This window comes from Streptomyces sp. NRRL B-24484 (assembly GCF_000717715.1).
Taxonomy (GTDB): Bacteria; Actinomycetota; Actinomycetes; order Streptomycetales; family Streptomycetaceae; genus Kitasatospora.
On the sequence record NZ_JOAI01000005.1, the window covers coordinates 102,963 to 124,211 of the forward strand.

The following is a 21,249-nucleotide window of genomic DNA, read 5'->3' on the forward strand; positions in this document are numbered from 1 at the left end:
CCGCCCCGGCACAGCAACACCTCGGGCGTTCCGACCTTACGCGTTGGGCGGATCGGTTGGGGTGTTTTCTCGCCAGAGCACGGCCAACAGTTCGTCGGAAAGAGACAATCCGGCCAATGCGCCCCGCACCGCGGCCCGATTGCGCATCAGAAGCCTTCCCCCGTCGGCCGGAACGAGTTCGACGGCCTGCCCCGCCTCGGCGGCGCCGCCGTCCCGCAGCGCGAGTTCGTACGCGAGGGCGGGTGCCAGGTCCTGCGGGCCGAGGGCGGCGGGCGCCCCGGGGACGCCGCGGCCGAGGGTGTCCACCAGGATCCGGCTGAACGACCCGTCACCTCCCGGCCGTACGGCGTCCCGGCCGCGCCTCCCGGCCTGGTGACGGCCGATCCGCCCCCAGAGCGGGACGCGGGAGTGGCTGAGAAGCTCCCCCGCGGCGTCCTCCCGGGCGAGGGCGGCCCAGGTGTCGCGGTCGGCGACGGCGTCGACGAGCAGCAGGGTCTCCTCCTGGCCGCCGTGCACCATGGCACTGACCACCCAGTCCCAGGCGAGGCCCCGCCGGTAGGCGTTGTCGGGGGTGGAGCCGGCGGTGACCAGCGCGATCCGCCTGCCCCTGGGGTCCGCGGTGAGCTGGCCGAGCAGGCAGACCACCAGCCACCGCGCCGGTCTCGCGGCGGCCGCCCGCACCGCGGTGAGCATGGTGTTGGCGTCGGCGTCCGGGGGCAGCAGGTCGACCCGGCAGCCGCGGGCGCCGGCGTCGAAGGTCCGGCCGGGCAGTGCCGCGGCGAGGGCCCGGGCGCCGTCCGCGGCCCGTTCCGAGCCGGACCAGCTGCGGTCCGGCCCCCCGTCCGCGCCGATCACCACCAGTTCGATGCCGCCGCCCACCCCGCACCAGCCCCCTTCCGCCTACCTGCCTGGCGACAAGCTACCGCCGGAGGACCCTTCGGGCAGGGACCATCGGCCCTACCGGCTCCGCGGCCGCGGGCCGAGCATCGTGCCATGGAGTACGAGGACCCTGTGGAGGAGCTGAGCGAGGCCGAGTGCCGCCGCCTGCTCGGCACCGTGCCCGTCGGGCGCGTGGTGTACACCGAGCACGCGCTGCCCGCGGTGCTGCCGGTGGCGTTCGAGGTGGCGCACGACGGCCGGCTGGTGCTGGCGCTGCGGGCCGACAGCTCCACCGCGCGGGCCCTGGACGGCACGGTGGCCGCCTTCCAGGCCGACGTGCTGGACCCGGAGACGCGTTCCGGCTGGAGCGTGCTGGTGCACGGGCACGCCGAGGTGGTCCGCGACCACCTCACGCAGGACGGCCTGTACGACGCGGGGCTGCGCCCCTGGGTCGGCGGCCCGCGGCCGGTGTACGTGGCGCTGACCCCCGAGCTGGTCGGCGGGCGGCGGCTGCACGCCGTCGGCGCCACCGCGCCGCGCCCGGCCCCCGCTGACAAGTGACCGGTCGGTAGGCATACTCTCCGACTGTCCCCGCCGGACGCACCCGTGGGGACCGGAGCCCCGACCCCACCTGGAGCGCACCTTGACGACCTTCGCCTCGCTGGCCGACCTGAAAGCCGCGGTCGGCACCGAGCTCGGCACGAGTGAGTGGCACACCATCGGCCAGGAGCAGGTGAACCTGTTCGCCGAGGCCACCGGCGACCACCAGTGGATCCACGTCGACCCGGCGCGCGCCAAGGAGAGCCCGTTCGGCGGGACGATCGCGCACGGCTACCTCACGCTGTCGCTGATCCCGGTGCTCGCGAAGGAGTGCTACGGCGTCGAGGGCATCGCGATGGCGCTCAACTACGGCTCGGAGAAGGTCCGCTTCCCGTCGCCGGTGCCGGTCGGCACGGCGGTGCGGGCCACCGCCGAGCTGCTCTCCGCCGACGAGGTCGCGGGCGGGGTGCAGGCGCTGGTCCGGTTCACCATCCGCAGCGAGGGCAGCCCCAAACCGCACTGTGTCGCCGAGACGATCACCCGCTTCTACGCGGCCTGATCCTCCGCGCCCGGACGGGCCCGCCGCCCGGCGGGCCCGTCCGGGCGTGTCCGGGGCCGACGCGGCGGCTCCGCCGAACGGCACGCCCGATCATGTTTCGGCCGGGCCCGTACGGGCCAGGAGGGGTAGTGTCCGGTTTCGACGGTCGTCGTACGGCGAAGGAGCCCCAGCAGCCCCACCCGTGCGCGTCCGGCCTGCCGGCTTTCGCGACCGCGGACGCCGGACGGCCACCGCCGTACGGATGTCCCGACGTGGAGGTGCCGTGCCCAGCTCCGTCCCCTGGATCTCCCGCGCAGCCGCCCTCGCCGCACAGTTCGGCACCCCGCTCACCGACGGTGGAGGCATCGGACGACTGCCGCGCCGCACCTGGCACCGGATCCGCACGGACGCCTTCGGCGCCGATCCCACGGGCGAACGGCTGGAGCGCGTCCGGCGCTCGCCGCAGTTCCGCGACGGCGCCTTCCAGAACCCCGTTCCGACCAGGCGGCTCGCCGACGGTCATTCGCCGCTCTCGGTCAGCCGGGCGCAGCTCACCGGGGACCGGGCCCGCCGGCTGCCGGCCGCCCCCGTCCCTCTGCACCGGCTGCGCCCGATCGAGCTGGCCTCGCCGTCCGCCTCCGGGCTGCGGCTGACCTGGCTCTGCCACGCCACGGTGCTCGCCGAACTGGACGGCCGCCGGGTGCTCTTCGACCCGGTCTGGGGCGAGCGCTGCTCGCCGTTCTCCTGGACGGGCCCCAAGCGGCTGCACCCGATGCCGATCGGCCTCGCCGAACTCGGCCCGGTGGACGTGGTGGTGGTCTCGCACGACCACTACGACCACCTCGACATGCCGACGATCAAGGCGCTGGAGGCGAGCGGCGCGGTGTTCGCCGTCCCGCTCGGTGTGGGCGCGCACCTGGAGCACTGGGGCGTGCCCCAGGAGCGGATCGTGGAACTCGACTGGTGGGAGTCGGCGGAGGTCGCCGGGCTGACCCTGACCGCCACGCCCGCCCGGCACTACTGCAGCCGCGGGCCGCGCACCCATCCGTACGCGCTGTGGGCGTCCTGGGTGGTGGCCGGCCCGGAGCACCGGGTGTTCCACAGCGGGGACACCGGCTACTTCCCCGGTTTCGCCGAGGTCGGCGGCCGACTCGGCCCCTTCGACGCGACGATGGTGCAGATCGGCGCGTACAGCGACTTCTGGCCCGAGGTGCACATGACGCCCGAGGAGGGCGTCCGGGCCCACCTCGACCTGGGCGGCGGGCTGATGCTGCCGATCCACTGGTGCACCTTCAACCTGGCGCCGCACCCCTGGGAGGAGCCGGCCGAGCGGACGGTGGCGGAGGCGCAGGCGCTGGGCGTGCGGTTCGCCGTGCCGCGGCCGGGTGCGCCGTTCGAGCCGGCGGACCCGCCGGCGCCGACCCTGTGGTGGCGGGCGGTCGCCCGCGTCCCCGGGGACGGCGGCCCGACCGTGCCCACGGCCCCCGCCGCACCGGCGCCCGCGACGACCCGTCGTCCCGCGGCGACCGCGGACGACGACGGGATCACCGTCTGAGGCCCTCTGCCGGGCGTGCTGCCCTCAGGCCGGACCGGGCCGTTCCCCGGGGCCGGGCACGGGGCCTCAGGCCGGACCGGGGCGGGCGGCGGCGTGGGCGCGCATCGCGGCCTCGACCAGGGCGACCGCGGCGCGCGGGTCGGCGACCTCGACGACCAGTCGGCTGTAGCGTTCGTCGGCGAGTTCCACGACGACGGCCCCGGCCGGGTTGTGCACGTCCCAGAACACCCACTCGCCCTGGGAGCGGAAGGTGCCCGCGGTGATCACGCCGGGCAGGTGGGTGCCGCCCATCCTGAGGCCCTTGGACTCGTGGACGATACCGGGGTCGGCGGTGGCGCCGCGGACGTTGGCCAGCGGTATCTCCAGGCGGCTCCTCAGCGCCCAGAGCTTGTCGAGCCCTTCGACCTCGACGATCAGGGTGTCGTCCACGACGGACAGCTGTGCCATCTGATGGCTCCTCGGGTGGGGTGAGGCGTGCGGGTGCGGTGGGTGCGGGTGTTCAGCGGGTGAGGCGGTCGGCCAGCGCGAGGACGGCGGCCGCGCCCGGACGGCCGTCGGCTGCGCGGCCGCGCAGCCGTACGCCGAGGACGGTGGCGGCCAGCGCCTCGGCCAGCGGCGGTGCGGCGCCGTCGCCGAGCACCCCGGCGAAGGCGGTCTCCAGGGCGGCGAGCCCCTCCTCGACCAGGGCGGCCGTGTCCGGGTCGAGCGGGGCCCGCTCGGCGGCGGAGAGCAGCAGCAGCCCGGCCGCCGGCCCGCTGTCGTACGCGGCGGCGGCCTGCGCCAGGGCGGCGGGCAGGTCCGCGGCCTCGGCGACCGCCCGGGTGAGCGGCAGCACGTCCCGGTCGAGGTGGCGGCGGAGCGCGGCCAGGTAGAGGCCGCGCTTGCTGCCGAACACCTTGTACAGGCTGCCGCGGTGCACGCCGAGCGCGCCCACCAGGTCGTCAACCGACGTGCCCTCGAAGCCGTGCGCGGCGAACAGCCGGGCAGCGGCCTCGACGGCCTCGTCCTCGTCGAAGGCGCGTGGTCGTCCCATGCCCGGAACCGTAGCGAATTGAAGAACGGTCAGTCAAGAACGATCGTTCAACAACCGGGGCGACCACCGGATCAGCCCGCCAGCACCTCCCGCAGGGCGGCCGCCTCGCGGACGGCGCGGGAGGAGCCGCCGCGGCCGGCCAGGGCGGTGACCTCGGGGATCGGACCGCGGGCGGTGCAGCGGCGGGCGCAGTCGGCGGCCACCGCCAGCAGGTCGCCGGCGCCGCGCGGCGGCTCGCCCGCCAGCATCGGCGGCAGGGCTGCTGCGAGGACGGACCAGACAGTGCTGTGGGCGCCGGTGTCGGCGGCGGCGCGCAGCGATTCGGTGAGGCGGTTGGGCTTCACCGCGCCGAGGGCGACGAGTTCGGCGCTCTCCCGGCCGAGCAGGGCGCCGTCCAGGTCCCCGCGGGCGGCCAGCACCAGCAGGGCGTCGACGGCGGCGGTGCGGTCCTCCGGGTGCCGGGTGCCGAGGGCGTAGGCGAGGGCGAGGTGGATCGCGGGGCCGGCCGGGCCGCCGGCCTCGGCGAGGGCCGGGAGCAGGTCGGCGCCGCCCCGCACGTCGAGGTCGGCCGCGGAGGCGAAGCGCTCCATGAGGCGGGCGGCGGTCTCCTCCCGGTGGTGCGGCAGGATCGCCGCCCACGGCTCGCGGGCGGGCGGGGTCCACCAGACGTCGCGCCGTCGGAGGTGCCGGTCGGGGGCGTCGAGCAGCCGTTCGGCGTCCTCCGGCAGACCGGCGCCGGCGGCCTCCTGGTCGATCAGGCGGCGGGTGGTGGAGAGCCGTCGGCCGTCCGGTCCGCGCCCGCCGGAGGGCGCCCGCACCACGGTGGGGCGGCGCGGGAGGCCGCCCTCGCGCAGCCAGCCGGCGAGCCGGTCGCCGGCCGGGGTGCCGAGGGCCGCGGCGGCCGCGATCACGGCGGGGTCGGTGGTGGGCGCCACCCGCAGCAGGGCCTGCCCTAGGTCGACCGGCCCGGGGTCGGTGCCGAGTGCGGCGTACCCGGCGAGCCGTTCGACCAGGACGACGGGGTCGATCGACCCGGTGGTGTCGGTCGGGGTGGCCAGCAGGTGGGGCAGCGGGCGGGTGGCCAGCCGCAGCACGGCCTCCTCCAGCCGCGCGGCGGTCTGCTGGTCGAAGGGCGTGGACCAGGCGGTGCGGAAGCTGCCGTGCCGGTAGGAGCGGTCGGCGACCTGGCGGGCCCGGTCGACGGTCATCCGGCCGGCGGCGGCCTCGGCGATCAGCCCGAGGTCCCGCGCGTGGGGGTGGGCCCGGAGCACCGGCTCCAGGGCCTCGGCGAGGGCGGCGCGGTCGGTGTGCGCGTGCCGGACGAGCCCGTCCAGGACGCGCTCCCACGGGACGAGGCCGGTGTCCCCGGCGAGCACCGCGCCGAGCTCCTCGGCGAGTTCGGCCGGGGTGGCGATCGGGGCGGGCACCGGTCGGGGCTGCGGCGGGGGCGGCAGCAGTTCCCGGTACTCCTCGGCCGGCACCTCGGCGCCGAACAGCTCGGCGGCGCACCGGTGGTGGGCCGGGTCGAGCTGTGCGGCGGCGGCCCGCAGCCCGGGGAGGACGGCGGGCCCCGCGGCGGCCAGGTGCCGGGCGGCCACCTTGAGCGCCTGCTCCTGCAGGGTGCGGTCGGGGTGGCCGAAGGCGTCGGACGCGGCGAGCACCGCGGGTCCGGCCCGGTGCGGGGCGGTGCGGGCGGCCCGGTCGAGCCAGCCGAGCTGGGCGCGGACGAGCTTCTTCTCCGGCCGGAACAGCACGGTGGGACTCGCCTCGTCGAGCACCTCGGGGTCGAGCCGGCCGGCGGCGTCCAGGGAGGCGAGCACCTCCTGGGCCAGCGCGGCGGTGGTGGACGGGCCGGCGAGGAGTGCCAGCAGGGTGCGGGCCCGCTCGGCGTACTCGTCGGCGGTGGGCGCCAGCGCCCGCAGGATCGTCAGGAAGATCCGGTGCTCGTTGGGGCGGCCGCCGCCGCGCAGCAGCCGGGCGAGGCAGCGGTCGATCAGGTCGGTGCGGTCGAGGACGCCGTCGGCGGCCAGTCGGGCGAGGACGGCGGGCCAGCGTTCGGAGTCGTCCCGGGCGACCCAGGGGCCCTCCAGTTCGCCGGCGAGGTCGGGCACCTCGAAGACGCGCCGGGCGAGCACCGGGGTGAACGGGTCGACGGTGAGCCGGGCGTGCAGGTTCGGCCCGGGCGGCAGGGTGCCGAACGCGCGGTGGCGCGGCTCGGGCCGGGACCGCTCGCGCACCCACTGGGTGGTGAAGGAGTCCGTCGCGGGCACCGGGCTGCCGGTGGAGCGCACCAGGTACTCCAGCAGCGGGAAGTGCTCGGACCAGCCCCAGCCGGGTGCCCTGCGCTCGGCGAGCCGGGCGGTGACGACCAGCCGCCACTCGACGGGCTGACGTTCGATCACCTCGACGAGCAGCGGGTTGCGCCAGCCGGCGCGGTCCTCGAAGACCCGGCTGCCGATCCACTCGGCGGCGGCGGTGGGCGAGGTGAGGCAGCCGGCGCCGGCCACCAGCAGGGCCGTCCAGCGGTCCCGGGAGCCGGACCAGCTGTCCCGCAGCTCCTTGCGGAGTGCGCGGAGCTCGGCCACCTCGGCGCGGCGCTGCGCGGGGTCGAGGCCGGCGAGGGCGGCGGCGACGCCGGCGGTGTCGCCCGTGCGGGCGAGGTCGGAGAGGCTCATCGCGCGGCCTCCGGCTGCCCGGCGCGGACGAGGCCGACGGCGAGCACGTGCTTGCACGGCCCACGCCCGCCGCGGTACTTCGCCCACCAGAGGCAGGTGCAGCCGAGCCGGCCGTCGGCGCCGGTGCGCACCCGCTGCACGTGGTCGTCGACGGTGACCTCGGCGAGGCCGTCGCCGAGCCGGACGGCGCCGGCCGCGGCCAGGGCCCGGGCGGCCCGCAGCCGCGGGTTGTGCGCCTCGGCACGCCCGGCGTCGTAGGGCAGCACGCGGTGGAAGTGGGCGGCGTCGGCCGGGTCGTAGCCGATCTGGCCGGCGGTGCCGAGCCGGGTGAGGGCGGCGCGGACCCGCTCGACGGTGAGTCCGGACTGGGCGGCGAGTTCGGCCGGGTCGATCCTGGGCTCCCAGGCGAGCAGGGTGGCGATCAGCTCGGCATCCTCGGCGGAGCCCTCGGCGGCGAGGGCGGTGAGCACCCCGCCCTCGCCGGAGAAGCCGCGCGAGGCGTCGGGCGAGAGCGTGAGGGTGAGCCGCATGCCGGGCAGCACCACCTCCCAGGCGGAGGCGGTGGGCGCCCCGGGGACCGCCGCGGCGGCCGGGCCGTACACCCGCAGGGCGAGGGCGTGCCGCAGGACCCGCTGCAGGGCGACGAGCCGCTCGGGGCCGGGCAGGCAGACGGCGCCGGGCACCGGGCGGCCGGTCGGGCGCAGGGTGCGGCCGGCCGGCACGACCCAGCCGGTGGTGGAGCCGCGGCCGCCGGTGCGGGGCAGGGCGCGCAGGAAGCGGACGGCTTCGGCGGCGGGCAGTTCGGCGCGCAGGTCGAAGCCGGCGGTGAGCACCTGGGTCTCGGCGAAGCCGCGCACCCAGCGCTCGGGCAGCGGGACCTTCTTCTCGACCATCGGGCCGTCGAGGGTGGTGACCTCCAGCGCGTCGGGGCCGACGGCGAGGTGCAGCGGTTCGCCGGCGCCGATCCGGCTCAGGCCCTCGCGGAGCGGGTTGTTGACGTCGACGTTGGTGGTGCCGTGGCCGGGGTCGGCGCCGTCCAGGCCGTCGGGGAGGACGTCGAGGCGGGCGTGCACGCCGCAGCAGCCGGAGAAGGACTCGAAGCGCAGCCGGTCGCCGCCCGCGGTGACCACCGGGTCGAGGGAGGCGCGCAGCTGCGGCTGGCAGTAGCGGGCGGCGGCGACGTCGGCCACCGCGAGGAGGGCGGCCGCGGCGGCCGCGGGCGAGGTCAGGAAGCCGCTGAAGAACTGCGGGTTGGCGGTGGCCCCGAGCGGGCCGGCGCCGCCGGAGGTCTCCAGGGCGAGGGCGCGCCCGGCGGTGTTCTCGTGCACCGCGGAGGGGCGCAGGTAGGCGTACGTCTGCACGGCTTGCGTCATGGCGGGGACGCTAGGTGCGGGGACTGACAGGGCGTCGCTTCTGGAACGGGTTCTACCTGTGCGACGCACCACGGGTAACCCAGGTCACACCGTGCCGCGGGGGCGATCTGCCAGTATGGAGCCGTGAACGACGCCATGGACCAGGGGGTGCCGACCGACGAGCAGGTGGCCCCGTTCGTCGAACTGCTGCGGATCGAGGAACTGGACGAGAACCTGTTCCGCGGGCGCTGCCACGCGGGTGCGCCGATGCGCGCCTTCGGCGGGCAGGTCGCCGCGCAGGCGCTGACCGCGGCCGGGCGGACGATCGGCGCGGAGCGGTCGGTGCACTCGCTGCACGGGTACTTCCTGCGGCCCGGCGACCCGACCCGGCCGATCGTCTACCAGGTGGACCGGGTCCGGGACGGTTCCTCGTACGCGACCCGCCGGGTGACGGCGGTTCAGCGCGGCGAGGCGATCTTCACCATGTCGGCGTCGTTCAAGCGCCCGGAGTCGTCGGTGGAGCGGCAGCGCACGATGCCGCCGGTGCCCGGGCCGGAGGAGCTGCCGGACCCGTTCGTGGCCTGGGAGCGGGCGAACCCGGAGGACTTCGCCAAGGCGACCGGCTTCCGCGCCCTGGAGATGCGATTCCTGCCGGCCGACGCGCCCGGGATGCCGGCCGAGCTCGCGGGCGTCCCGCAGCAGTTCGTCTGGCTGCGGACGGGCACCCCGCTGCCCGACGACGACCCGCTGCTGCAGGTCTGTGCGCTCACCTACCTGTCCGACCTGACGCTGGCCTCGACCACCGCGCTGCACCTGGAACCGCACCGGTTCGGGCGGAAGGAGCCGCGGCGCACCCTGCTGGCCTCGCTGGACCACGCGATGTGGTTCCACCGGCCGTTCCGGGCCGACGAGTGGCTGCTGTTCGCGCAGCGCAGCCCCTCCGCCTCGGACGGGCGCGGGCTGGCGCTGGGCGAGTTCTACAACCGGGACGGCCTGCTGGTGGCCTCGGCGGTGCAGGAGACGCTGCTGCGGGAGGCACGCGCGACCCGTCCGTGACCGATCGCGTCATACCCGTGCGGGACCCCGGGCCCTATCATGGTGAAGGTGACCAAGGTTGACCTGTCACCCCGTCCGGTGGAGGCGATGTCGCCCCGTCAGCTAGAACGGCGCGGGAACCTGATCGCGGCCGCCCTCGCGCTGGTGACCGAGATCGGCGTCGAGCGGCTGCAGATGCGCCAGGTGTCCGAGCGCTCCGGGGTGGCCCTCGGGACGACCTACCGCTACTTCTCGTCCAAGGACCACCTGCTCGCGGCCGCGATCGCGGAGTGGCACCGCTCGCTGCTGACCGACCTGGTGGGCGAGGTGCGCGGCCGCCGGGCCGGGCTCACGGCCAGCGACCGGATGGTGCGCTTCGTCCGGCACGGCATGCGCGCCTACCAGCGGCAGCCCGAACTGGCCCGGCTGCGGGTGTCGGTCGCGGCCTCCACCGATCCGTTCGCCAGCGAGGCGCTGCAGGCGATGGCCAAGGCGGACGGTGCGGCGCTGCGCGCGGTGATGGCCGAGGTGCCGCCGAGCACCGGGGACGTCGTGCGGCACATCGTCGGCCACGCCTGGCAGGGCGAGCTGACGGCCTGGGTGACCGGCCGCACCACCCTGGACGACGCGCGCCGGCGGCTGGAGGACGTGGTGCGGCTGGTGCTGACGCCGTACGAGGCGGTCGATCCGGCGGCCTGACGCCGACTCTTAAATCGGGCGTAAGCGTTCCTGACGTTCCTTGACCGCGCCCGGACACGCCTCGACGCTGGACGGACTCCGCCTCCGGGCCCCGGCGGCCCCGGGCACCCTCGTCCCGCCCCCGACCACGAGGACATCTGTCATGAACACGCTCTCGCGCCGGCTGCTGCTCGGCGGCGCGCTCGGCGGCGCCGCCTCCACCGGGCTCCAGCTGGTCGCCCCCGGCGACACCCCGGTCGCCGCCCCCGCCGTATCCGGCTGGCAGCTGCGCTGGTCGCCCTCCCCCGCCTTCGACGGACTGCGCGCCTTCGGGACCGTCGAGGACGACCGCGCCGGCTCGCACCCCACCGCCCGGCCTCACGTCACCGCCGACGGCGACGCCTACCGCTGGACGATGCACGCCGTCGACCGCGGCCCCACCACCGACCGGCAGTGCCACGGGGTCACCGGTATGCGCAGCCCCGCCGGCGGCCCGCAGCTGGAGTGGCGGGCCGGGGAGACCTGGCGCACCACCTACGCGGTGTACGTCCCGTCCTCGCTCCGGGCGACCACCGGCTCCACCCACCTGATGCAGATCGGGCCGCCCGGCGACGGCACCGCACCGATCGTGGTGCAGTCGCTGCGCCGCGTCGGCGATCGGGAGACGGTGGAGCTCGCGCTGCCGCGGTCCGGCGTCGTGGTCGGCCGGACGGACCTGGCCGCGCTGCACGACCGCTGGGTCGACGTGGACTTCCGGATCCGGATCGGCGACGGCTCGACGGGCACGGTCCGCTGGATCCTGCGCAGCGGCGGGACGACCCTGGTCGACGCCGCGGAGGAGGGCGTGGACACCTCCCCCGCCGACCGGGTCCGGCCCGAGTGGGGCATCTGCCGTCCGCTCGGCGACACCTCCGGCCCGCTGCCGGACTGCCACCTGCTGATCCGGTCGATGCGGGGGTACCAGCTGGTCTCCGGGGCGTCCGGGACCTACCGGGCCGAGGAGGCCGTGCTGCGGCGGGGGCGGTTGGAGAGCGGCCCGGCCGGCACCTCGTGGGCCGTCTTCGACGACGGTGCCGGGGCCGGCGCCGAGTGGACGGTCGAGTCCGGCGCACCGGCCGCGGCCACGCTCACGCTGCGGTACGCCAACGGCGGCCCCGCCGACCGGCCGATGGACGTCGCGGTCAACGGCGGCCGGCTGGTCGCGGCGCGCGCCTTCCGGCCCACCGGCGGCTGGGACAGCTGGGCGACGGTCTCGCTGCCGGTCACCCTGCGGCCGGGCCGGAACACCGTCCGGGTCACCGCCGTCGGCACCGCCGGTGCTCCCCGGCTGGACCGGATCGCGCTCGCCTGACCCGTGCGGCCTCAGACCACCGTCACCGGGTGCACCACGACCGCGTCGAAGAGGTAGCCCTCGCGGTTGAACGGCGCATCGGCGCCCTGGGTACGGCCGAGTTGGTCGGTGGCCCGGGCGCGCAGCCCGTGGCCGCCCGGTGCCCCGGGCCGCCAGTCCAGCGCCCAGCGCCGCCAGCCGTAGCGGCTCGGCGCCAGCTCGAAGACGCTCTTGACGCTCTGCCGGGTGAGCGGCGGGCCGCCGCCCGCCGGCTGCCCCGGGCCGAAGAGCCGGTAGAACTCGGTGCTCCACGGCGACTCCAGCGGCCGGTCCGAGACCTCCAGGGACCCGAGCCACTTGATCGAGGCCACGCCCACCCAGCCGGGCACCACCAGCCGGGCCGGCGCCCCGTGGTCGGGCGGCAGCGGTTCCCCGTTCATCCCGTAGGCGACGAGCACGTCCTCCAGCGCCTTGGCGACCGGCAGCGGGCGGCGCACCCGGCCGAGGTTCCGACCGCCCGCCCGGTACTCGGGGTCGAGGCCCACCGCCAGCACGTCCACCGCCGCCGGGCCGAGGCCCGCCCGTTCCAGCAGCAGGCCGAGCGGGACGCCGTGCCAGGCCGCCATCCCGACGCCGCCCAGCCCCCAGGCGGTGCCCGGGGCCGGGGTGCCCTGCTGCTCGGCCCAGAACCGGCGGCCGTTGCCCGCGCACTCGAGCACCGCGTCCAGCGTCGTCGCGGGCAGGGCGTGCAGGTCGGCCAGCGAGAAGGCCGCGCCGGGGCCGCGCAGACCGCTGCCGTGCACCCGGAGCCGCCAGGTGTCCGGGTCGATCCGCGGGGTGCGGGTGTGGTTGCGGACGAAGAACCGCTCGTTCGGGGTGTGCGGGCCGGGGCCGGTGGGCGCGTCCCAGCGCATCTCGGCGTTGCCGTCGTGCGGCAGGAACCACTCCGGGGGCAGCGGCTTGACGATCCCGCGGCCCCCTCCGTCGGACGTTCCGGGGGTCACGGCACCACGGTAGTACGCCGACCGGGTGCCGGCAGCCGCCCGCCGCGCCCGCGCGGAACGCCCCTGACCTGCGGTGAAGGACTCGACGCAGATCTTCCGCCGGGACTTCACCCGCTCGTGGCCGGCCTTTCACGCCGGTCTGCCACGCTCCGGGGCATGATCGCACCATCCGCCCCGACCTCACCGCGGGACACCCGCTTCCCGCTCCCCCGCCGCCACCGGCGGTGGCTGGCCTGTGCGGCCGTCGCCGCCTCGGTCGCGCTCGGCAGCCTCGGCGTGGCCGCGACGGCGGAGACCGTCCGGCACCACCGGGGCAGCGAGGCGGTGCAGGCGGCCCGCTGAGCCGATCGAGTGGTGCGGGGCGGCGCGGCGGCCGATACTGCGGTCATCGGCACAGACCCCTGAGCGAGGGGGTGGTCCCATGGCCACCGGCACTGTCAGGACGTACTACCACGGCCACGGCTACGGCTACATCAAGCCCGACGACGGCGGGCCGGAACTGACCGTCTACTACGACTCCATCGTCGATGCACCCGAGCACGTGCTGGCCGACGGCCAGCGGGTGGAGTACGACGCCACCGTCCAGGAGTTCCGCGAGGTCGCCGAACACGTCCGCGCCGTGGAGTGAGCCGCCCGCCCGGCCGCCCCGGGGGCGGCGCTCAGTCGCTGCGGGAGTGCCGGCCGCCGCCGGGGGCGGGGTGGAGTTCGGCCTGCGGGGCGTAGCGGGCGGCGGGGGCGCGGAGCACCCAGTTGCGGCCGGCCGGGGCGATCAGCTGCATGTCGTGCAGCAGGCCGAGCACGTCGCGGCGCAGGGCCGTCCGGTCGGCGAGGTAGTCGCACTCGGGCTGCTCGGGCAGCCCGTAGTCGTCCGTGATGTCACCGAGGGTGCCGTCTATCAGCGCGTCGGGGACGAGGACGGCCGGCGGGGCGGCCTCCTCCGGCAGCGGGCGGAGCTCCTCCACCAGGCGCTCGGCGACCAGCAGCGCGGTGCGGGCGAGCGGCCCGTCGGCGAGGTCGGAGAGTTCGTCGGCGGGGTCGAGCAGCGCTATGCCCTCGGTTCGGATCTCCGCCTCCAGCCCGAGGAAGTCGGCGAACAGCTCGGCCTCCGCGGGCAGCCGGCCGAGCAGCCAGGCGCGTTCCGGTGCGGCCAGTTCGTCGGTGAGCACGACCGGGTTCTCGGCGAGCAGGCGGCGGACGGCCCGGGCCGGGGTGTCGGAGGAGACGGCGGACGACGGCGCGGGGGCGGCGAGCAGGGCGCGGGCGAGGTCGCGGTCGAGGGCGAGGCCGCCGTCCGGCTCGGCGGTGGCCACCTGCCAGTCCGTCAGCAGTGCGGGCACCTCGGGCCGTTCGAGGTCGGGCACCCGTCGGTCGGCGATCGCGCCGAGGGCGAGGACGAGGGCGGCGTACCCGTCGGGGCCGAAGCCGGGCAGGGTGCGGTCGGCCAGCGGGGCCTTGTGCAGGCGGGCGTGGGCGGGGCCGACGGTGAGCGGGTAGCCGAGGAGTTCGCCGAACCGTTCGGTCAGCCAGTCGGCGTGACGGTGTATCAGCGGGAATCCGGCGCCGTGCGGGCCGTCCGGGGTGACCAGCGGGTGGGCGAGCAGCAGCCGGGCGGCGGTGCGGCGCTCGCCCGCGGTGGCGCTCTGCCCGGTGGCCCGGCTGCGGTCGGGGCGCCGGTGGCGGCCGGGCGCGGCGGGCGCCGGGACGCGTCCGGGCGGGGTGTCGGGGCGGGCCCGGCGCAGGCCGCGGGGGCGGGCGGCGGCGGGCGTCCGGTGCACGGTCGGCCCGTGCCACCAGCTGGCGCCGGCGGCCTGACCGTGCGGGTCGGCCGGGCGGCCGCCGAGGTGCCGGGCCGGGTAGAGCCCGAAGACGGCGGTGAACAGCCGGTGCGCGTCGGCCTCGTCGGCGTCGGCGAACCGGCGGGCCAGCAGCTCGGCCTGCGGGTACGCGCCGGTGCGCGCGTGGGCCGTGAGCTGCCCCGCCCCGCCCATGCGCCCGTCCGCCACGCCGCCGGCCGCCCCGCGGGCGCCGGTCGCGTACTCGTGCTGGTCCATGTCGGTGCCCAGCCTAGACGGTGCCCGGGGCCGGACGGGACGCCTCCGCGGGTCGGCCCCGCAACCACTGCTACGCGCGGGTAACCCTCCCCTTCCGCCTGCGCCCGGCGTCCCCTAGGGTCCTCGCATGCCGAACCTGCCCGACGTCGTGCGGTGCTCCATACCCGCCTTCGTGCTGCTCACCGCCCTGGAGGCGGTTCCGTGCCGGCTCCGCCCGGACGGGCACGGACGGGGCCGCGCCGCGAAGGACACCGCGGCGGGCCGGTCGACGGGCCGCGGCAGCCTGCTGTTCGACGCGGGGTGGCGGACCCCGGTCGTCGCGGCCTGCGCGGCGCCGTACGAGGTGACCCCGCCGCGGGCGGCGACGCACGCGTACGCGGCGATCGCCCGTAACGCGGTCGCCGCCGACGGCCGGGGCCACCGCCTCCGCCGCCTCACCCAGGGGCCGGGCCGGCGGCCCGCCCGCACCGAGAGCCCGGAGGGCACCCCCGCATGACCGTCTCCGCACGACTGCGCACCGCGCGCGGTCTCGTCACCGCCTTCGCCGCCACCTCGGCGGCCCACCTGGGGGCGATCGCCACCGGCGCGACGGTGCTGCAGAACGTCACCAAGCCGGCCCTGATGCCGCTGCTGGCCGCGCACAGCCTGGCCTCCGCCGAGCGCGCGCCGAAGCTGCTGGCGCCGGCCCTGCTGGCGAGCGCCGCGGGCGACGTGCTGCTGCAGCTGGGCGGGAGCACCGCCTTCCTGGCCGGCATGGGCTCCTTCGCGGCGGCGCACGTCGCGTACGTGACGATGTTCGCCCGGCAGGGCGCCTTCACGGACCGCCGGCGGACCCTGCTGGTGGCCACGGGCTACGCGGCGGCCTGGGCGGCGATGATCTCCCAGCTCTGGCCGGACCTCGGCGCGCTGCAGATCCCGGTGGCGGCGTACAGCCTGCTGCTGGCGTCCACCGCCGTCTCCTCGGCCGGGCTGGGGCTCGCGACCGGCATCGGCGGCGGCCTGTTCCTGCTGTCGGACAGCCTGATCGCCGTCCGGCTGGCCGACTGGAAACTGCTGCCCGGCCACAACGTGCTGGTGATGGCGACCTACATCGCCGCGCAGTACCTGCTGGCGCGCGGCGCGCTGCGGGCCGAGGCGGCCCGGACGGAACCGCAGGCCGTGGACGGGGCCGCCCCGGCACGACTCGGCGCCCCGGCCTGAGCGGGCGGGGCGCCGGACGGACGAGCCGTGGCGGGCATCAGGACTGCGGGGCGCGGCGCCGCAGCAGCCAGAAGCCGCCGAGGCCGGCCGCGACCAGCGCACCGCCCGTGGCCAGCTCCCGGGTGCCGGTGCCGGTGACCGAGCCGCCGACGCCGGTGGCCACGCTGCCGTGCGGCTCGGGCGCGCCGCCGTGGCCGGAACCGGCCGGGGTCAGCGGGGCCAGCACGCCGACGGTGCCGGTGAACGCGTCGCCGTTGGGGCACTTGCCGTCGATGCCCCAGGACGCGGGCTTCTCGGTGACCTGCTCGGTGAGGGTGAGCTCGGTCGCCGAGAGCAGCGCGATACTGCCGGTGTAGGTGCCGTTCGGGCCCGAGGTCAGCGTGACGGTGCCGCCGGTGAACGCCTTCGACGTGGCGGTGATGGTCTTCGTCGTGCTGCCGGGGCAGACCACGTTGACGGTGACCTTCTCGCCGGGGGCGGCCTGGGCCGGGGTGACCTTGGCCGGTTCGGGCCCCTTCGCGGGGGCGGCGGGCACGGCGTGCGCGGCCGGCGCGGCGAGGGCGAGCAGGGCGGTCGTGCCGAGGACGGCGGCGGCGGTACGCGGGATGCGCATGCCGGACCTCCAGGTTCTCGAGTGCGGCCGGGGGCGGGGTCGCCCCGTGGTCGGTCGGCTGCACCCAGTCATGCCCGACGCTAGGCAGCACCGCCCCGCCCGGCCACCGCACGCGACCGTTCGGGTCCGCACCGTCACTGCCGGTGCGGACCGCCGCCTCAGACCTCCAGGTCGACCACGACCGGGGCGTGGTCCGAGGTGCCCTTGCCCTTGCGGGCCTCGCGGTCGACGTAGGTGTCGGTGACGGCGTCGGCGAAGGCCTTGTTGGCCAGCGTCAGGTCGATCCGCATGCCGCGGTTCTTCGGGAAGGCCAGCTGGCGGTAGTCCCAGTAGGTGTAGGGGCGGTCGTACTTGAGCGGGCGGGGCACGACGTCCTGCAGGCCGGCCTCGTGGAGGGCGGCGAGGGCGGCCCGCTCGGGCTCGGTGACGTGGGTGAGGCCGGCGAAGGCGGCCGGGTCGAAGACGTCCTCGTCGCTCGGGGCGATGTTGAAGTCGCCGAGCACGGCGAACGGGCGGTCGCCCGCCGCGTCCTCCAGGACGGACTGCCGCAGCGTCTCCAGCCAGGCCAGCTTGTAGCGGTAGTGCGCGTGGTCGACCTCGCGGCCGTTCGGCACGTACACCGACCAGACCCGCACGGGGCCGCAGGTGGCGCCGATCGCGCGCGGTTCGACGTCCGGCAGCAGCGCGTCGTCGGCCTGGTAGCCGGGCTGCTCGGGCAGGCCGCGGACGACGTCCTCCAGGCCCAGCTTGGACAGCACCGCGACGCCGTTCCAGCGGCCGTTGCCGTGCGCGGCGGTCTCGTAGCCGAGCGCCCGGACCTCCTCGTACGGGAAGGCGTCCGCGGCGCACTTCAGCTCCTGCAGGCAGAGCACGTCGGGGGCGGCGCTCTCCAGCCACTCCAGGAGCTTGGGCAGCCGTGCGGTGACGGAGTTGATGTTCCAGGTGGCGATGCGGACGGTCACGGCGGGCGGCCTCCCCGGTGGTACGGGCTGGTGCGGGCATGGTTCGGGCATGGTGCACGGCGCCGTTCGGGCGGGTGCGCGCGAACGGGGTGGGCACCCGGCAGGCACCCACCCCGAACATACCGCCCGGCGCCGACAACCCCGGGCGGTCAGCGGGCGGGCCGCACCACCGCCGCCGAGCCGCCGCCGCGGCGCACCGGCTCGGCGGCCGCCCGCCAGCGGCCGTCCGGCAGCCGTTCCACGCCGGTGGCGGCGCCGATCTCCGGGGAGGGCGCGAGCACCTGGCCGAGCGCCTCCAGCCCGGCCCGCTCGGGCAGCGCCAGGAAGCCGGCCTCGGCGGCGGTGGTGGCGGCGTTGCGCTGGCTGGCCCGCGGTGCGGCGATCGCCTGCTCCAGGGTCAGCCCGCGGTCGATCCGGCCGAGCAGCACCTGCAGCACGGTGGTGATGATGGTGGCCCCGCCGGGCGAGCCGGCGGCGAACAGCGGCCGGCCGTCGCGCAGCACGATCGTCGGCGAGATCGAGGAGCGCGGCCGCTTGCCGGGGCCCGGCAGGTTGGGGTCGGGCACGCCCGGGGTGACCGGGGAGAAGGAGAAGTCGGTCAGCTCGTTGTTGAGCAGGAAGCCGCGGCCGGGCACGGTGATCCCGCTGCCGCCGGTCTGCTCGATGGTGAGGGTGTAGGAGACCACGTTGCCCCACCGGTCGGCGACGGTCAGGTGGGTGGTGCTGGGGCCCTCGTACGCCTCGGTGACGGCGGGTCCGGCGGAGCCGCAGGCGGCCGGGTGGTACGGGTCGCCGGGGGCGAGCGGGCTGGCCAGCGCCCGGGTCGGGTCGAGCAGGCAGGCCCGGGCGGCGGTGAAGGCCGGCGAGAGCAGCCGGTCGGTGGGGACGGACTGCGCCGCCGGGTCGCCGACCCAGCGGTTGCGGTCGGCGAAGGCGATCCGGGAGGCCTCCAGGAAGCGGTGGTAGTACTGGGTGGCGTCGAGGTGGGCCAGGTCCGAGCGGGACAGGATGCCGAGCGCCTCGCCGACGGTGGTGCCGCCGCTGGAGGACGGGGCGATGGAGTACACCTCGGTGCCGCGGTAGGCCACCCTGGTCGGCTTCTGCTCCAGCACCCGGTAGGCGGCGAGGTCGGTGCGGTCGACCCTGCCGGGGCGGGCGGTGCGGCCGGAGGCCGGGTCGACCGGCGGGTGCTGCAGCGTGTCGACCACGTCGGCGCCGATCGGGCCGCGGTAGAGCGCCGCGGTGCCGTCCCGGCCGAGCTGCCGGTAGGTGGCGGCGAGGTCGGGGTTGCGGAGCGTCGAGCCGACCACCGGCAGCGCGCCGCCGGGCAGGAAGAGCGCCCGGGTGGCCGGGAAGTCCCGGAACCGGGCCTCGTTGGCGGCGGTCTGGTCGCGGAAGGTCTGGTCGACGGTGAATCCGCGGTCGGCGATCCGCTCGGCCGGGCGCAGCACCTCGGCGAGCGGGCGGGTGCCCCACAGCTTGAGGGCCTTCTCCCAGGTGGCCGCGGTGCCGGGCACGCCGACCGACAGGCCGCTGGTGACGGCGTCGGCGAAGGGCAGCGGTTTGCCGTCGGTGTCCAGGAAGAGCGAGGTGTCGGCGGTGCGGGAGGCGGTCTCCCGGCCGTCGAGGGTGGAGACCCGGCCGGTGCGGGCGTCGTAGGCGACGAAGTAGCCGCCTCCGCCGATGCCGGCCGAGTAGGGCTCGGTCACGCCGAGGGCGGCGGCGGTGGCGACCGCGGCGTCCACCGCGTTGCCGCCGCGGCGGAGCACCTCGATGCCGGCGGCGGTGGCGTCGGCGTCGACACTGGCGACGGCCCCGCCCCGACCGACGGCCTCCGGCGTCTTCGGCGGGGCCTGTGCGGGAGCCGCCCCGGCGGGTGCGACGGCGCCGAGGACCAGACAGCCGGCGAGGGCGATCGACGGGGCGATTCGGGCCAGAGCTCTCATGCGGGCCTCCTGAGGCAGCGTCAGCTATCCGTTCTGCCACAGGTGCAGTGGACAGGACAACAGCGCCTCAGGCCACTACCCGTCAGTAGTTTCGTTATCGCTCCGATACCGTCCGACCCGTTACTGACATCGAGTCCAACAAGCTACCGTCCGGTGAACCAGCTCGGTCCTGCACCCCCACCCCCACCCCGCAGACCGGTCCCTTGGAGTGCCCCCATGCCTGCACTGCCTGCACTGCCTGCGCGCGCACGCCGGAGAGCCGCCGCCCTCGCGCTGGCCACCGCCCTGCTGACCGCCGCCCCGATCGGCCTCGCGCCGCTCGCCTCCCCCGCCCTCGCCGCCGCGAGCGCCTCGCCGGTGCTCCGCTTCACCGACATCCCCGGCGAGGGCGGCACCGTCCTCAAGGGCAACGTCTACGAGCCCGGCGACGGCGCCGACCACCACCCGCTGCTCGTCCTGCCGTCCAGTTGGAGCCTCAACGACCTGGAGTACCTCGCCCAGGCGCGCGCGTTCGCCGCCCAGGGGTACGTCGTCGTCTCCTACACGCCGCGCGGCTTCTGGGGCTCCGGCGGCGAGATCGAGGTGGCCGGGCCGCCCGACGTCGCCGACGTCTCCCGGGTCGTCGACTGGGCACTCGCCCACACCACCGCGGATCCGCAGCGGATCGGCCTGGCCGGCATCTCCTACGGCGCCGGGATCAGCCTGCTCGGCGCCGCCTTCGACCCCCGGATCCGCACCGTCGCCGCCCTCAGCGGCTGGGCCGACCTCGCCGACTCGCTGTTCAGCGACGAGACCCAGCACCTGCAGTCCGCCGGGCTGCTCGCCGTCGCCGGGTACCTGACCGGCCGTCCGGGCGACGAACTGCGGACCACCCTCACCCGGTACTTCGGCAGCGACTGGGAGAACGAGCCGGCCATCCGCGCCTGGGCCGCGCAGCGGTCCGCGGCCACCTACGTCGACCGGCTCAACGGCAACGGCACCGCGGTGATGCTCGCCAACGCCTGGGGCGACTCGATCTTCCCGCCGAACCAGCTCACCGACTTCTACGAGCGGCTCACCGGCCCCAAGCGGCTCGAACTGCGGCCAGGCGACCACGCCACCGCGGAGGCCACCGGCCTGGCCGGCCTGCCCAACGACGTCTGGACGGACACCCGGGCCTGGCTCGACCACCACCTCAAGGGCGTCGACAACGGCATCGACCGGCAGCCGCCGGTGCACATCAGGCCCCAGCTCCAGGACGGCTACGAGGACTACCCCGACTGGCGGTCCGTCACCGGCTCGACCCGGACGCTGAACCTCGGCGGCCGCGACTGGCTCGGCACCGGAACGCTCTCCACCGGCGCCGCCCGCACCGGCTGGACCACCCCGACCTCCACCGCCCTCGACTCCGGCGCGGACGGCGGGGTGATCTTCCTGTCCAACCTGGCCGAGCAGTTCCTCAAGGTGCCGCCCACCGTCTCGGTGCCGCTGCTCCCCCGGCCGGTCGCCGCCGTCTGGCAGTCCGAGGCGTACGGCACCGCGCAGCGGGTCCGCGGGTCGGTGCGGCTGCACCTCGGGGTGACGCCCTCGGCCGGGCAGGGCAGCCTGGTCGCCTACCTGTACGACGTGGACGCCCTCGGCACCGGCCGCCTGGTCGCCCACGCGCCGTACACCTTCCTCGGCCGCACCCCCGGCGAGCGGTTCACCGCCGACGTCCGGATGCAGTCCACCGCCTACGACGTCCCGGCCGGCCACCGCCTCGCCCTGGTCGTGGACGGCGTCGACCCCCTCTACATCACCCACAACCCGGCCCTCGCCACCCTCACCTTCGGCTCCCCGGCCGACGACCCGTCCTGGGTCTCGGTGCCCTTGAAGTAGG

Annotated in this window: 21 protein-coding genes; 11 read left to right on the forward strand and 10 right to left on the reverse strand. The window is 76.4% G+C overall.

What is annotated here, in order from left to right:
- Window positions 1–36: 36 nt before the first annotated feature.
- Window positions 37–879, reverse strand: a complete 843-nt coding sequence (locus IE98_RS0106040; protein ID WP_030265331.1) for a hypothetical protein — start codon at window positions 877–879, stop codon at window positions 37–39.
- Window positions 880–993: 114 nt separating this feature from the next.
- Here IE98_RS0106040 and IE98_RS0106045 point away from each other — a divergent pair, with 114 nt between their 5' ends.
- The 3 genes from IE98_RS0106045 to IE98_RS0106055 all read left to right on the forward strand — a co-directional run bounded on the left by IE98_RS0106045 (window position 994) and on the right by IE98_RS0106055 (window position 3,512).
- A complete protein-coding gene (locus IE98_RS0106045) occupies window positions 994–1,440 on the forward strand; it encodes a pyridoxamine 5'-phosphate oxidase family protein (protein WP_030265334.1) in 447 nt (148 codons plus the stop codon).
- Window positions 1,441–1,522: 82 nt separating this feature from the next.
- Window positions 1,523–1,978, forward strand: a complete 456-nt coding sequence (locus IE98_RS0106050; protein ID WP_030265336.1) for a MaoC family dehydratase — start codon at window positions 1,523–1,525, stop codon at window positions 1,976–1,978.
- A 343-nt stretch (window positions 1,979–2,321) separates the two neighbouring features.
- Window positions 2,322–3,512 carry an MBL fold metallo-hydrolase gene (locus IE98_RS0106055; RefSeq protein ID WP_052390240.1) on the forward strand — a complete coding sequence of 397 codons (1,191 nt, stop codon included), beginning with the start codon at window positions 2,322–2,324 and terminating at the stop codon, window positions 3,510–3,512.
- A gap of 66 nt (window positions 3,513–3,578) precedes the next feature.
- Here the strand turns inward: IE98_RS0106055 and IE98_RS0106060 are convergent, their stop codons facing one another.
- The 4 genes from IE98_RS0106060 to IE98_RS0106075 form a co-directional block, all read right to left on the reverse strand.
- A complete protein-coding gene (locus tag IE98_RS0106060; protein WP_030265343.1) occupies window positions 3,579–3,959 on the reverse strand; it encodes a hypothetical protein in 381 nt (126 codons plus the stop codon).
- 52 nt (window positions 3,960–4,011) lie between these two features.
- Window positions 4,012–4,545 carry a TetR/AcrR family transcriptional regulator gene (locus IE98_RS0106065; RefSeq protein WP_030265346.1) on the reverse strand — a complete coding sequence of 178 codons (534 nt, stop codon included), beginning with the start codon at window positions 4,543–4,545 and terminating at the stop codon, window positions 4,012–4,014.
- Window positions 4,546–4,616: 71 nt separating this feature from the next.
- Entirely contained in the window at window positions 4,617–7,220 is a 2,604-nt protein-coding gene (locus IE98_RS0106070) for a DUF6493 family protein (RefSeq protein ID WP_043173542.1), read from the reverse strand.
- Window positions 7,217–8,593, reverse strand: a complete 1,377-nt coding sequence (locus IE98_RS0106075) for an SWIM zinc finger family protein (protein WP_030265351.1) — start codon at window positions 8,591–8,593, stop codon at window positions 7,217–7,219. The genes IE98_RS0106070 and IE98_RS0106075 overlap by 4 nt, the downstream gene beginning before the upstream one ends.
- 135 nt (window positions 8,594–8,728) lie before the next feature.
- Between IE98_RS0106075 and IE98_RS0106080 the strand changes: the two genes are divergently transcribed.
- From IE98_RS0106080 to IE98_RS0106090, 3 genes are all read left to right on the forward strand, one after another.
- A complete protein-coding gene (locus IE98_RS0106080; RefSeq protein ID WP_030265354.1) occupies window positions 8,729–9,628 on the forward strand; it encodes an acyl-CoA thioesterase in 900 nt (299 codons plus the stop codon).
- Window positions 9,629–9,676: 48 nt separating this feature from the next.
- Window positions 9,677–10,306 (forward strand): TetR family transcriptional regulator, encoded by a 630-nt coding sequence (locus IE98_RS0106085; protein ID WP_030265356.1) that lies wholly within the window; start codon window positions 9,677–9,679, stop codon window positions 10,304–10,306.
- A gap of 142 nt (window positions 10,307–10,448) precedes the next feature.
- Window positions 10,449–11,636, forward strand: a complete 1,188-nt coding sequence (locus IE98_RS0106090) for a carbohydrate-binding protein (RefSeq protein WP_063748873.1) — start codon at window positions 10,449–10,451, stop codon at window positions 11,634–11,636.
- Window positions 11,637–11,647: 11 nt separating this feature from the next.
- Here the strand turns inward: IE98_RS0106090 and IE98_RS0106095 are convergent, their stop codons facing one another.
- Window positions 11,648–12,730 (reverse strand): molybdopterin-dependent oxidoreductase, encoded by a 1,083-nt coding sequence (locus IE98_RS0106095; protein WP_030265359.1) that lies wholly within the window; start codon window positions 12,728–12,730, stop codon window positions 11,648–11,650.
- A gap of 45 nt (window positions 12,731–12,775) precedes the next feature.
- Here IE98_RS0106095 and IE98_RS0106100 point away from each other — a divergent pair, with 45 nt between their 5' ends.
- Together IE98_RS0106100 and IE98_RS0106105 are read left to right on the forward strand one after the other, a co-directional pair.
- Entirely contained in the window at window positions 12,776–12,961 is a 186-nt protein-coding gene (locus IE98_RS0106100; protein ID WP_030265362.1) for a hypothetical protein, read from the forward strand.
- Between the two features lie 79 nt (window positions 12,962–13,040).
- Window positions 13,041–13,247 (forward strand): cold-shock protein, encoded by a 207-nt coding sequence (locus IE98_RS0106105; RefSeq protein ID WP_030265365.1) that lies wholly within the window; start codon window positions 13,041–13,043, stop codon window positions 13,245–13,247.
- Between the two features lie 31 nt (window positions 13,248–13,278).
- On the opposite strand, the gene IE98_RS0106110 is transcribed toward IE98_RS0106105, so the two are convergent.
- Window positions 13,279–14,670: a DUF2398 family protein gene (locus tag IE98_RS0106110; RefSeq protein WP_052390184.1), complete on the reverse strand. Its 1,392-nt coding sequence runs from the start codon at window positions 14,668–14,670 to the stop codon at window positions 13,279–13,281.
- A 127-nt stretch (window positions 14,671–14,797) separates the two neighbouring features.
- Between IE98_RS0106110 and IE98_RS0106115 the strand changes: the two genes are divergently transcribed.
- Window positions 14,798–15,166, forward strand: coding sequence for a hypothetical protein (locus IE98_RS0106115; protein ID WP_030265370.1), 369 nt, complete (start codon window positions 14,798–14,800; stop codon window positions 15,164–15,166).
- Window positions 15,163–15,870, forward strand: a complete 708-nt coding sequence (locus IE98_RS0106120; RefSeq protein ID WP_043173543.1) for a lysoplasmalogenase — start codon at window positions 15,163–15,165, stop codon at window positions 15,868–15,870. The genes IE98_RS0106115 and IE98_RS0106120 overlap by 4 nt, the downstream gene beginning before the upstream one ends.
- Before the next feature lie 37 nt (window positions 15,871–15,907).
- Here IE98_RS0106120 and IE98_RS44295 read toward each other — a convergent pair whose 3' ends face one another.
- From IE98_RS44295 to ggt, 3 genes are all read right to left on the reverse strand, one after another.
- Window positions 15,908–16,483, reverse strand: a complete 576-nt coding sequence (locus IE98_RS44295; protein ID WP_052390185.1) for a hypothetical protein — start codon at window positions 16,481–16,483, stop codon at window positions 15,908–15,910.
- Window positions 16,484–16,641: 158 nt separating this feature from the next.
- Complete coding sequence (locus IE98_RS0106130) at window positions 16,642–17,496, reverse strand: exodeoxyribonuclease III (RefSeq protein WP_052390186.1); 855 nt, start codon at window positions 17,494–17,496, stop codon at window positions 16,642–16,644.
- 98 nt (window positions 17,497–17,594) lie between these two features.
- Window positions 17,595–19,391, reverse strand: coding sequence for a gamma-glutamyltransferase (gene ggt, locus IE98_RS0106135; protein ID WP_030265393.1), 1,797 nt, complete (start codon window positions 19,389–19,391; stop codon window positions 17,595–17,597).
- Window positions 19,392–19,607: 216 nt separating this feature from the next.
- Between ggt and IE98_RS0106140 the strand changes: the two genes are divergently transcribed.
- A complete protein-coding gene (locus tag IE98_RS0106140) occupies window positions 19,608–21,248 on the forward strand; it encodes a CocE/NonD family hydrolase (RefSeq protein WP_030265396.1) in 1,641 nt (546 codons plus the stop codon).
- Window position 21,249 lies beyond the last annotated feature (1 nt).